The organism is Mycobacterium sp. 1165178.9 (genome assembly GCF_001673555.1).
In the GTDB taxonomy this organism is placed as follows: domain Bacteria; phylum Actinomycetota; class Actinomycetes; order Mycobacteriales; family Mycobacteriaceae; genus Mycobacterium.
Genome location: NZ_LZMB01000456.1, coordinates 1 through 12,163 on the forward strand (window position 1 = coordinate 1; position 12,163 = coordinate 12,163).

Consider the following 12,163-nt stretch of genomic DNA (forward strand, 5'->3'; position numbering starts at 1 on the left):
CGACCAGCCATTCGTTTTGCCCGAATGGTGAACTTATGTTGCTCACGACCGCAGTTCGCCTCAATCCTTCTGTTCCGCAAGCGCATTCCCGCGGCGCCTGCACCCTTGTCGGTCCCGGACGACCGAACACCTCACACCGATGGCGATACCCATTGTTTCCGCCCTATAAAGGCTAACCTTTCGCCGCCGATCCGCCAGGTAGACCGGGGGACACGAGGACGGCCGGGGGGCTAACCGGCCTCGTGGATCCTAGGCACCAGGTGCAGCGCACGGGGCCAGCGTGCGGGCGGGGCGCCGAACGCCCGGTTGGCGTTGCGAATCATCTTCTTGCCGGCGAGGTAGTTGCCGATGGCGCCCACCACGACCCCGATGCCCACCGGCAGCAGTTTGCCGAACAACAGGGCGCCGCGCCGCACGGTGTACTTCCGGACCCACGACTTGAGCAGCCGCGAATTCAGCTTCGACATCGACGACAAGGGAAGGGCGGCCAGGCTCTCGGAAATCCAGCCGCCGCCGGTGCGGCGCGGACCGATCAACTGGGCGACGGCGTGCTCGCTGTTGTCGCCGGCGAGGACTGCCAGCACCAGCGCGCGGCGGCGCTCCCGGTGATCGGCCGGGATGTCGTAAACCACCGCCACGGCCAACACGTAGAACGCGGTGGCCTCCAGGAACGTCACCGTTTCCGCGGCCGCCGCGGAAAGGGCGCTGATCGTCCCGATGCCGGGGACGGTCGCGGCGGCCCCCACCGCGACACCACCGGCCGTCACGATGGCCAGGTATCGCTTCTGCAGCTTGGCCAGGATCTCCGCCGGGCCCGCATTCGGGTTTGCGTTGCGCAGCCGGGTGACATAGGCCTCGGCGGCCGGGCCCTGCAACCACGAGCTCCGCTCGATCACCTGCGCCAATGCCCGCGCGGACATCTTGGGTCGACCGTTGTCTGCGGTCGGCTGCTGTCCCGTGTCGGACATGGTGAAAAACCGGTTCGGCGACCTTTTCCGTCGACCCCGCATATCGTCTCTCCTGCAGATGGCGTTCCCCCAGGTTAACCCGTCCGCGGCGAATCCTGACGCGTGATACGTCCTGACCGGGTCCTTGGCTGCCGGCCTATTGCCTCACCGGGAATAATGCAGGCTGGATGTCTGCAACGGTCCGTGCCGTTTGCCGGCCCTCATGCTGTTTGCCGTGCCGCGCGTGGCGTATCACCTGCGTGGGTTGGACCGGTCGACGAACAGGGGCCGATACGGCTGAGCAGCATCGCCGGGAGCGAACGCGAAACGAGGTGGGGTGGATGACGACGGCTACGCCCCGCACGCCCGCGGGACGCGCGGGATCGTCGCCAGCCCGGGCCGCTAACCGCTGGGACTTTCTCACCCGGAGCTCGCCGCGGTCGCAGAACCCCTGGAACCCGCTGTGGGCGATGATGATCGGGTTTTTCATGATCATGGTCGATTCGACCATCGTCGCGATCGCCAACCCGACCATCATGGCCAGCCTGCACATCGGCTACGACACCGTGGTGTGGGTGACCAGCGCCTACCTGCTGGGCTACGCCGTCGTGTTGCTGGTGGCCGGTCGCCTGGGTGACCGGTTCGGCCCCAAGAACCTCTACCTGATCGGCCTGGTTGTGTTCACCGCCTCCTCGGTGTGGTGCGGGTTGGCCGGCAGCGCCGCCATGCTGGTCGCGGCGCGTGTCGTGCAGGGCGTCGGCGCCGGGTTGCTCACGCCGCAGACTCTGTCGACCATCACCCGGATCTTCCCGTCGGAGCGGCGCGGCGTCGCGGTGAGCCTGTGGGGTGCCACCGCCGGGGTCGCCAGCCTGGTGGGCCCGCTGGCTGGCGGTGTACTGGTCGACGGGCTGGGATGGCAGTGGATCTTCTTCGTCAACGTCCCCATTGGGGCCATCGGGCTGGTGCTGGCGTATTGGCTGATCCCGGTGCTGCCCACCCAGTCGCACCGCTTCGACCTCATCGGGGTCGCGCTGTCCGGCCTCGGCATCTTCCTGATCGTGTTCGGGCTGCAGCAGGGGCAGGCCGCGCACTGGCAGCCGTGGATCTGGGCGTTGATCGTCGCCGGCGTCGGATTGATGACGGCCTTCGCGTTCTGGCAGTCGCTGAACGCGCACGAGCCGCTGATTCCGTTGGTGATCTTTTTCGACAGAGATTTCAGCCTCTGCAACGTCGGGGTCGCCATCATCTCGTTCACCGCGACCGCAATGATGTTGCCGCTGACGTTCTACGCGCAGGCCGTATGCGGGCTGTCGCCGACGCGCTCGGCGCTCCTGATCGCGCCAATGGCGATCGCCAACGGTGTCTTCGCACCGTTCGTCGGCAAGATCGTCGACAAATACCATCCACGGCCGGTGCTCGGCTTCGGGTTCTCGGTACTGGCCATCGCGCTGACCTGGCTCACCTTCGAGATGTCACCGACGACACCGATCTGGCGGCTGGTGTTGCCGTTCTTCGCGATGGGGGTCGGGATGGCGTTCGTGTGGTCGCCGCTGACCGCGACCGCGACGCGTAACCTGCCGCCGCATCTGGCCGGCGCAGGGTCGGCGGTATACAACTCGGTGCGTCAGCTCGGTGCCGTGCTCGGCAGCGCCAGCATGGCCGCCTTCATGACCTGGCGGATAACGGATGAGATGCCGCGGCAGCCGGCCGGCGGGGCCGCCGGCGAGGAGACGCTCACGTTGCAGTTGCCCGCATTTCTGCGTGAACCGTTCGCGGCCGCGATGTCGCAATCGGTGTTGCTGCCGGCGTTTATCGCGCTGTTCGGGATCATCGCCGCACTGTTCCTGGTCGGCTTCGCGCCGTGGGTGGGCAAGGGCGATGGCGGGCGAGGCGACGGTCGGCCTAACCATGACGATGACGTCGTCGACGACGACTACGACGACGACCAGTACGTGGAACTGGTCCTGGTCCGGGAGCCCGACGCAAGGCGGGGCAGCAATCCCGAGCCGCCCCACCAGCCGTTCGATCGCCCGCGATCGGCGCCCACCGGAGTGCAGCGCCGCGACCCCGCCGCGCCGGATCAACCAATCGGCAACGCCCACAACGGGTCTCATGTGGACAGCGGCAAACAGCTTCGCCAGGTGGCGGTGCGGCGCCCGTCCAAATCCTTGCCGCCCGGCGATCGGCTCACCCGGCCGCCGCGCCGCCAACACACGGCGGGGCGGCACTTCCCCGAGGGTGAATCGCTGCGAGGTCGGCACCGGCACTCCGATCCGGACGACGATCCCACCGGCTCGGGCCGGCACTCGTCGACCGGTTAGCCGGTCAATTTGCGTCAGGGCGCAATTGTGGTCGAAAACCCTTGTGTCGGCACTACGAACCCTTCGTCTACAACCCGCGTTGGGCTCCGGCGGGTCGCGCGAGGAATAGCGTGACCGCGAGCTATCGTGGCGCCGTGCGTGATCGGTGCGGGTGCAGTGCGACACCGTCTTTCTCGCGCCGTGATGTCCTCAAATATGCTGCGGCCGCCCCGATTACGCTGAGTTTAGGCGCCGCCACGTCAGGCCTGGTCGAACCCCTGCGTGCGGCAGCTGATACGTCCTTGATTTCGGCGGTCGAAGCGCCGGGGCAGGATTTCAATATCGTCAGTCGCGCAGGGTGGGGCGCCGACGAGTCCATTCGCCGCCGAGCACCGATGTACGACAACGGAATCAAGGCAGCCGTCGTGCACCACTCTGCCGGTGTAAACGACTACGCGCAGCAGGATTCCGCGGCAACTGTGCGGTCGATCTACGACTACCACACCCGTACTTTGGGGTGGTCGGACATCGCCTACAACGCCCTGGTCGACAAGTACGGTCAGGTATTCGAGGGCCGATTCGGCGGGATGACCAGAGCGGTTCTGGGCACCCACACCGGCGGGTTCAACCGCAACACATGGGCGGTGTGCATGATCGGAGACTTCGACGCGGTGGTCCCCACGCCGGTCCAGCTGCGCACCGTGGGGCGCCTGCTCGGGTGGCGTCTGGCACTGGATGGCGTCGACCCGCAGGGAAGCATCGCGTTGACATCGGACGGGGGCCCCTACACCCGTTTCCCTCAGGGCACCACCGTGGGCTTGCCGTGCATTTTCGCTCACCGCGACGTCGGCGACACCGATTGCCCCGGCAACCTTGGATTCGGTTTGATGAACCAGATTCGTGACATTGCCGCGCGATTCAACAAACGCCCCAGCGCCGATGATCTGGCGCAGTCGCTGCAAGGTAGTGCCATCTATGACCGGTGGCAGGCGATGGGCGGCATGAGGAGCGCCCTGGGCGCACCGCAGTCGTCGGAATCGACCGGTGCGGGAGCCACGCGCTACGTCATCTTCGAAAGGGGCGCAATGTACTGGTCGCCGACCACCGGGGCGCAGCCCGTCACCTCCACCATCTACGCCGCGTGGGGCACCCTGGGCTACGAACATAGCGCGCTGGGGCTGCCGACCAGCGCCGAAATCCAGGAGTCGGAGTGGGTCATCCAGAATTTTCAACATGGCACCCTGAACATCGAGCGTGGGAGCGGGACAGTCGTTACCGTGATCAACGGTGTTGCTGCCGTGGTACCGCCGCCGTCAGCCGACGGCCCGCCCGTGCAGGTTGAGCGGTTTTCACCGATGCGCAACCGAGTTTGAAGCGAAGACTCCGCCGGGCCGCATTCATTACTATTGGAATACTTTTCGTAACCGGTCAGCTAGTCACCGCAGATCGGGCTGCGTGAGCGCCAGGAAGGCGCCCAGGTCGATCAGGCCCTCGGGTGTCGCGGGCAGGTACTCCGTCAGCGACGGGGAGCGCACGATCACCGCCGCGTACTGAGCCCGGCTTACCGCGACGTTGAGTCGATTCCTGTTGAGCAGGAAGGAGATGCCGCGGGGCACCGCGTCCATGGACGAGACCGTCATCGAGATGAAAACCACCGGCGCCTGTGCGCCCTGGAACTTGTCGACCGTCCCGACCCGCACTCCAGCGAGCCCCGCGGCGGTCAACCGGTGACGTAGCAGCCCCACCTGGGCGTTGTAGGGCGCCAGCACCAGCACATCGGCCGTGGCTAACGCGCGGGTGCCGTGTTCGTCTGTCCACGATGCGCCGAGCAGCTGGTGGATCTCGCCGACGATCGCGTCGGCCTCCTCGGGGCTTTCGGTCGAATTGCCTTGGTGCTCAACCGAAAGCAGTTTCACTCCCGGCTGATGGCCCTCGAGAAGGCGGGCGGCGGTGCAATCATGGGAATGCAGCCTGTCCTCGTAGGAAAGCGCCGAGACCGCGGCGCAGACCGTCGGATGCATGCGGTACGAGAGGTCAAGGAAGTAGCCGCGATCGTCGGGCAGGGTGCGCTGACCGTCGAGCAGCCATTCCAGCGCGGAGGCATCCACCGGCTCGGGATGAGTGCCCTGGCTGACTTGCGGCAACTGTTGGGGATCCCCGAGCAGCAGCAGGTTTGCGGCGGCCGGGGCCACTGCGATGGTGTTGGCCAGACAGAATTGACCCGCTTCGTCGATCACCAGCAGATCCAGGCTTCCCGGCGGTATCCGATTGGCGTTGGCGAAATCCCATGCCGTTCCGCCGATCACACATCCTGGCGTGTCGGCGAGGAACGCGGCGTAGGCGCCGCCGTCGATCTCCCGCCAGCGGGGTGCCCGGTGTTCGTTGCGCTTCTTGGCGATCCGTTGCGGATCCAGACCGGCGTCGACCACACAGTCCAGCACGTTCTCTACGGTGGCGTGCGATTGCGCGACCACGCCAATCCGCCAGCCGTGTTCGGTGGCCAGGCCGTGGATCACCCGGGCGGCGGTGTGCGTCTTGCCGGTGCCGGGCGGACCGTGCACCGCCAGGTATGAGGAATCCAGATCCAGTAGCGCGGCGGTGATGTCAGCGACGGCGTCGTCGCCACGGGGGAGGAGAGTGCCGCCGCGCTGGCGGGGCGCGCCCCGCAGCAGCACGTCGACGATGGCGCTGCGGGGCAGGTGCGGCAATCCGGGGGCCACTCCGGTCGCGGTCACCTCGATCGACTCCCGTAGGGCCGTCGTCGCGATGGGCGGGCCCGGAGTCAGCGCGAACGGCAACTGGTGGAAGGTCTTGCCGTCGCTGCCAACCCGTTCGAGTACCACCACTTCGGTCGGGACCGCCGGGTCATCGGCCTCGACGACCGTGGCCCGCCCGGCCGCCCGCCGGTCCGGGCTGTCGGTCATGCCGGGCGGAGCCGGCGGGTGGTAGAGCGCAAAGACATCGCTCTTCACGTCACCGCGCGCCAGCTCGCCGCGGAGCCGCAGTCGGCGCTGCGGTTTGCGCGCGCGTGGAGGCGTGTGCCAGTCCACGCTGACCGACGCGTGTTCGGCGACGAACACATCGGTGTTATCCGCCCACTCGTCGATGGGAAAGTTCAACCGGTCGAAGTGCGCCCACCAGAAGGGTTTGTCCTCGCGCCGGTGGTAACCGCGCGCCGCGGCCAGCAGTGCCACCGCCGTCTGGTGCGGAGTGCGCTGGTCGACGCCGGCGGCTCCGGCGAACGCCGTCAACGCCACCGCCAGCTGGTCGCGGTCATCGACCGTGTTGCCGTCGGCCACGGCCTGGGCGCCAATCGGCACCACGCCGGATTCGTAGGCGCGCAACATCAGCCAGTTCCGCAGCTCCTGGGTAGACCGGCAGTCGTAGTGGTTGTAGTCCTCGATCTCCTTGAGCACGGATGCTGCCTCGTCGCCGCGGCCGTCCGCCTGCAGTTCGCAGTAGCGTGCGTAGGAGGTCATCGACCCGGTGGCCGTGGTCACGTCACCAACGCGCAGCTGAGCCCCCATATAGAGCGGCTCCAGCGCCTTGAGGCTGAATGACTCCGCGCCGGTGCGAATGCTCCTGCGCACCAACGGGTAAAGGTCGACCAGCGTACCGCTGCGCAGCAGTTCGTCGACTTCGTCCTCGCCGACTCCGTAACGTCCGGCGAGTCGCAACAACGCCGTCTTCTCGTAGGGCGCGTAGTGGTAGATGTGCATGTTGGGGCGGCGCTTGCGGCGTCTGGCCACCAGCGCCAAGAAGTCGATCAGCGCCTTGCGTTCGTCGGCCCGGTTGTGCGCCCACAACGGGCGAAACTTGCCTGTCGGTCCGGCTTCCAGTACACCGAAGAGATATTCCAGGCCCCACTGGCGTCCATCGGTGGTCCACAGCGGGTCGCCTTCGAAATCGAAGAACAGGTCCCCGGGGTCGGGCTCGGGTAGCAGCGTCAGCGGCTGCGGGTCGATGACCTCGACCTGCGGAACGCCGGTTTCACGCTGGCGGACTTGCAGTTTGGCCTGAACGGCGAGCTTGTCCAACACACTGGGCGCCAGGCCGGGCACGGATCCGCGAAGATCGGCCAGGTCGGCGACGGTGCCGATGCCGGCATCAAAGAGCTTGTCGCGCTGGCTTACTCGCATGCCGGCCACCAGCAGCACGTCGTCGGCCGCGCGTAACTGCTCAAGGCAGAGCGGGCAGCGAAAGCAGGCGGCAACACCCTCGTCGTCCCAGCGGACCGCGGCGCCGCCCGCGTAGTGCTCATCGAGGAGGCGCTGCAGGCGGGCTCGCTGCGAGCGGTACACCGGGATCAGGTCGCGAACCCGGTGTCGCACCGCGGTTCCATCGCCCAGGCGCAGCTCGGCCTCCGGCGCGACCGGGATGCCCGCGGCGGCCAACGCGTCGGCGTAGGCAGCCAGCTGCAGCAGCGCGGTCACCTTGGCCGACCGGGCCAGTTTGGTGTCGACGACTCGGTACCGGTCGCCGTCGCGCACCAGGAAGTCGGCGAAGCCGACGAAGCGGCCATCGAACATGGCGGCTTGATACACGACGGGCGCGTGATCGGCGACGGCGCGACGGGTGGCCTCGGCCGCCGCCGCTAGGCCGGCGGGGGTGTAGGCGGGGCGGCCGATGATCGCGACGGCCTGCCCGAACCGGTCGCGCAGCGACGCGAGTTCGCGTCGCTCGTGTTCGCTACCGAGGTTAGCCGTCCGCGTGAGCAGTTCGTCCTCGACGGTGATGGGAGCGGGCCCGCGGCCCAGCTTCGCATCGATATCCCGCAGCAGCGCAAATTCGCAGCGGGCGGCCGCGGCAAGATCCGATGCGCTGTACACGATGCTGTCGCCGGAGACCAACACTGGAGCCACTGTAGGTCAGCGCTCCGACAGGTGGACCGCGCCGGGCGGGCGTGCCCGGAGATTAGTGGGCGGGGGTGTTGCCGATGAGGTCGACCGAGTTGCCGTTCCAGTGGAATTTCACATCGGTGTTCAAGCCGTTGATCCCGCCGGGATAGGTCAGCGCCACCGTGTCACCCGTTGTCTGCGCCGCATCAACGCCGTTGAATCCGTAGGTGTCGGGCACGCCCTGCGGGATGAATTGGCCGAGGTGGAACAGCACCGCACGGGTGGTCGGACTCACCGCGTTGGTGTTGGCCTTGATGATGATCGCCGACAGCTGCGCGCACTGGTTGTAATTGCCTGCCAGCGGTTCGGGGTTCCAGGGCTGCTGGCTGCGCGGGTCGCGCGGCAGCTCGGAAACCACCTTCGCGATGGTGGGCGAGGCGAGGTTGACCGCGCAGGGATCGGCCGGCGGGGCATTGCCGGGGGGCGCGGCCGCCGGCAGCGTGGCCGGAGCCGTGATCGACGCGACCTCCGACGTGGTTCTGGTCTGGGGAGTCTTGGCGACGGTGGAGTCCCCCGAACCGCAGCCGGTCATGGTGAGGGCGATGAGAGCGAGAGCGGCCGAGCCGGTCAGTGGCTCGGTACGACACGGCGACGACCACACATCGGGCACCGTACCTTCAACGGGTCCGGGACTGTGGCAGGCAGGGCCGGGTGTGCCGGCGATCACCCGCAGCGCTCAGCGTCCGCTGAGCTCGCGATCACCACTGGGCCGTTTGGTGGTGACCCGCAGCGCTCAGCGTCCGCTGAGCTCGCGATCACCACTAGACTCCTTGGACGATGACCCTCTCGGACAGCTCAACTGAAGCTGCCTCAACGACATTTGCCGACCTGCAGATCAATCCCTCGGTCTTGCGGGCGATCGCTGACGTCGGCTACGAGTCGCCCACCGGCATTCAGGCGGCGACGATCCCGGCGCTGATGGCGGGCTCCGACGTCGTCGGGCTGGCCCAGACCGGCACCGGCAAGACCGCCGCGTTCGCGATTCCGATCCTGTCCAAGATCGACGTCACCAGCACGGCCACCCAGGCGCTGGTGCTCGCCCCCACCCGGGAACTGGCCCTGCAGGTGGCCGAGGCGTTCAGCCGGTACGGGGCCCACCTGCCCAAGATCAACGTGCTGCCGATCTACGGCGGCTCCTCCTACAGCGTGCAGCTGGCCGGGCTGCGCCGCGGCGCCCACGTGGTGGTCGGCACCCCGGGCCGCGTCATCGACCACCTCGAGCGCGGGACACTGGACCTGTCCCACGTCGACTACCTCGTGCTCGACGAGGCCGACGAGATGCTTACCATGGGGTTCGCCGAAGAAGTCGATCGCATACTGTCCGAAACCCCGGAATACAAACAGGTGGCGTTGTTCTCGGCGACCATGCCGCCGGCGATCCGCAAGATCACCACCAAGTACTTGCACGATCCATTAGAAGTCAGCACCAAAGCGAAAACCGCTACCGCCGAGAACATTTCGCAGCGCTACATCCAGGTCGCCGGCCCGCGCAAGATGGACGCGCTGACGCGGGTTCTGGAAGTCGAATCGTTCGAGGCGATGATCGTCTTCGTCAGGACCAAACAGGCAACCGAGGAAGTCGCCGAAAAGCTAAGGGCCCGGGGATTTTCCGCGGCGGCCATCAACGGGGACATCCCGCAAGGGCAGCGCGAGCGCACCGTCGCCGCATTGAAGGACGGCAGCATCGACATCCTGGTCGCCACCGACGTGGCCGCGCGTGGGCTGGATGTGGAGCGGATATCGCACGTGCTCAACTACGACATTCCGCACGACACCGAGTCTTACGTGCACCGGATCGGGCGCACCGGTCGGGCCGGTCGTTCGGGAACGGCGCTGCTGTTCGTTTCCCCGCGCGAGCGCCACCTGCTGAAGGCGATCGAAAAGGCTACGCGCCAATCGCTCACCGAAATCGAATTGCCCACCGTCGAGGACGTCAATGCGCAGCGGGTGGCCAAATTCGCCGATTCCATCACCGCCGCGCTCGGTTCGCCCGGGATCGACCTCTTCCGCAAGTTGGTCCAGGACTACGAACGCGAGCACGACACACCGATGGCCGACATCGCCGCCGCGCTGGCGGTGCAGTCCCGCGATGGCGTCGAATTCCTGATGTCACCCGAACCACCACCGGAGCGGCGCGAGCGCCGCGCAGACCGCCGTGACCGTTCCGAAAGGCAAAGCAGTGCAAGGCCATTGGCCACCTACCGCATCGCGGTGGGCAAGCGGCACAAGATCGGCCCTGGCGCGATCGTCGGCGCCATCGCCAACGAGGGCGGGCTGCATCGCAGCGACTTCGGCCACATCGCGATCGGGCCGGATTTCTCCCTGGTCGAACTGCCGGCCAACTTGCCCAAGTCCACCTTCAAAAGACTTGAGCACACTCGCATTTCGGGGGTGTTGATCAACCTTCAGCCGGAGCGGTCGTCCGGCAACAAGCCCCGCGGCCGAGACGGTGGGAAGCCGCGCAGGAAACACGGTTGATGACGCTGTCAGAAGAGCAAGACGCCCAGGGCGGGCTCGAGCAGACCTCTCGCGTCGACCGGGTCGCCTCGCTGACCGGAATTCGCGCGGTCGCGGCGCTCCTCGTCGTCGGCACCCACGCGGCCTACACCACCGGCAAGTACACGCACGGGTATTGGGGTCTGGTCGGTTCCCGGATGGAGATCGGGGTGCCGATCTTCTTCGTGCTCTCCGGCTACCTTTTGTTCAGGCCGTGGGTGAAGTCGGCGGCGCAAGACGGCGTACCGCCGTCGCTGAGTCGCTATGCGTGGCACCGGGTTCGGCGCATCATGCCCGCCTATGTGATCACCGTGTTGTTCGCCTATGTGCTCTACCACTACCGCGATGCCGGGCCGAACCCCGGACACAGTTGGCTGGGGCTGGCGCGCAATCTGACGCTGACGCAGATCTACTGCAACGGCTACCTGGGCAAGTATCTGCACCAGGGGCTGACCCAGATGTGGAGCCTTGCGGTGGAGGGCTCGTACTACGTGGTGCTGCCGCTGCTGGCGTACCTGCTGCTGGTGGTGATCTGCCGGCGCCAGTGGCAGCCGAAACGCGTGCTGGGTGCCCTGGCGGCAATGGCTTTGATCAGCCCGGTCTGGCTGGTCCTGGTGCATACCGATCACTGGTTTCCCGACGGCGCACGGCTGTGGCTCCCCACCTATCTGGCGTGGTTCCTTGCCGGAATGATACTGACCGTGCTGCAGGAGATGGGGGTGCGCGCCTACGGGTTCGTGGCCATACCGCTGGCGGTCGTGTGCTATTTCATCGTGTCCACGCCCATTGCCGGCGCACCCACGACCTCCCCGGCGACGCTGAGCGAGGCGTTGTTCAAGACGTGTTTCTATGCCGTCATCGCCGCGCTCGCGGTGGCACCGCTGGCCCTGAGTGACCACGGCTGGTATTCGCGAATACTGGCAAGCCGCCCGATGGTGTGGCTGGGGGAGATCTCCTACGAGATATTCCTGATCCACCTGGTCACCATGGAATTCGCGATGGACTACATCGTCGGCGCGCGTGTGTATACCGGGTCGATGCTCTACCTGTACGTTGCGACGCTGGTTGTGACGATCCCGCTGGCGTGGCTGCTGCACCGGTTCACCCGCGTCCGGGACTGAGAGCCGGCCGCCGCCCCTCGGGGCACAGCCGGGCGCCGCGGCGCACCATTCGTAACACCGACCCCGGAGTCCTTCCGCGGGTGCAGAGGGCAATTTGCCCGCCTCACAGCGACAACTTCGTTTATGGGCATGACCAGCGGAAACAGGTTGTTGCTCGGAGGCGGGCACTTCCACCAGTGGTCGCGGGCCGGCCGGCGTGACGCTTAATCGCGGGCGGAAATCGGCGTCACGATCGGCAGGACGAATTCCTCGATCATCGCCCGTTCGTCGTCTTCATCGCGGCCCGGGTAAGTCAGCAGCGAGACGATCACACGGACCGTCCAGCGGGCCCGGCGTTCGACGGCGGCGGGATCGTCGGGTCCCAGCGAGCGTAGGAACGCCACCGCCAGGCCCGCGATCAC

7 protein-coding genes and 1 pseudogene are annotated in these 12,163 nt (G+C 66.9%); 4 read left to right on the plus strand and 4 right to left on the minus strand.

The genetic code is table 11. The annotated features are described in order from the left end of the window. Window positions 1-230 precede the first annotated feature (230 nt). Window positions 231-1,010, minus strand: a complete 780-nt coding sequence (locus A5652_RS19370) for a hypothetical protein (RefSeq protein ID WP_197514022.1) — start codon at window positions 1,008-1,010, stop codon at window positions 231-233. A 278-nt stretch (window positions 1,011-1,288) separates the two neighbouring features. Between A5652_RS19370 and A5652_RS19375 the strand changes: the two genes are divergently transcribed. Together A5652_RS19375 and A5652_RS19380 are read left to right on the plus strand one after the other, a co-directional pair. Further along, entirely contained in the window at window positions 1,289-3,268 is a 1,980-nt protein-coding gene (locus A5652_RS19375) for an MFS transporter (protein ID WP_067355161.1), read from the plus strand. A gap of 374 nt (window positions 3,269-3,642) precedes the next feature. Beyond that, window positions 3,643-4,620, plus strand: coding sequence for an N-acetylmuramoyl-L-alanine amidase (locus A5652_RS19380; RefSeq protein ID WP_067355165.1), 978 nt, complete (start codon window positions 3,643-3,645; stop codon window positions 4,618-4,620). Window positions 4,621-4,683: 63 nt separating this feature from the next. Here the strand turns inward: A5652_RS19380 and A5652_RS19385 are convergent, their stop codons facing one another. Continuing rightward, window positions 4,684-8,100, minus strand: a complete 3,417-nt coding sequence (locus A5652_RS19385) for a TM0106 family RecB-like putative nuclease (RefSeq protein ID WP_067355169.1) — start codon at window positions 8,098-8,100, stop codon at window positions 4,684-4,686. Between the two features lie 61 nt (window positions 8,101-8,161). Beyond that, on the minus strand, window positions 8,162-8,755 hold the full coding sequence (locus A5652_RS19390) for an LppP/LprE family lipoprotein (RefSeq protein ID WP_067355172.1): 594 nt from the start codon (window positions 8,753-8,755) through the stop codon (window positions 8,162-8,164). A gap of 167 nt (window positions 8,756-8,922) precedes the next feature. Here A5652_RS19390 and A5652_RS19395 point away from each other — a divergent pair, with 167 nt between their 5' ends. Together A5652_RS19395 and A5652_RS19400 are read left to right on the plus strand one after the other, a co-directional pair. Beyond that, window positions 8,923-10,623 carry a DEAD/DEAH box helicase gene (locus A5652_RS19395; protein WP_067355176.1) on the plus strand — a complete coding sequence of 567 codons (1,701 nt, stop codon included), beginning with the start codon at window positions 8,923-8,925 and terminating at the stop codon, window positions 10,621-10,623. Further along, window positions 10,623-11,762 (plus strand): acyltransferase, encoded by a 1,140-nt coding sequence (locus tag A5652_RS19400; protein ID WP_067355181.1) that lies wholly within the window; start codon window positions 10,623-10,625, stop codon window positions 11,760-11,762. The genes A5652_RS19395 and A5652_RS19400 overlap by 1 nt, the downstream gene beginning before the upstream one ends. A 203-nt stretch (window positions 11,763-11,965) precedes the next feature. Here the strand turns inward: A5652_RS19400 and A5652_RS19405 are convergent. Next, window positions 11,966-12,163, minus strand: a pseudogene (locus A5652_RS19405) (TetR/AcrR family transcriptional regulator); the annotation flags it as partial.

Coding starts and splice junctions, on each gene's coding strand:
- A5652_RS19370 (WP_197514022.1), bottom strand. CDS start 1,010: ATGCGGGGTCGACGGAAAAGGTCGCCGAACCGGTTTTTCACCATGTCC.
- A5652_RS19375 (WP_067355161.1), top strand. CDS start 1,289: ATGACGACGGCTACGCCCCGCACGCCCGCGGGACGCGCGGGATCGTCG.
- A5652_RS19400 (WP_067355181.1), top strand. CDS start 10,623: ATGACGCTGTCAGAAGAGCAAGACGCCCAGGGCGGGCTCGAGCAGACC.
- A5652_RS19380 (WP_067355165.1), top strand. CDS start 3,643: ATGTACGACAACGGAATCAAGGCAGCCGTCGTGCACCACTCTGCCGGT.
- A5652_RS19395 (WP_067355176.1), top strand. CDS start 8,923: ATGACCCTCTCGGACAGCTCAACTGAAGCTGCCTCAACGACATTTGCC.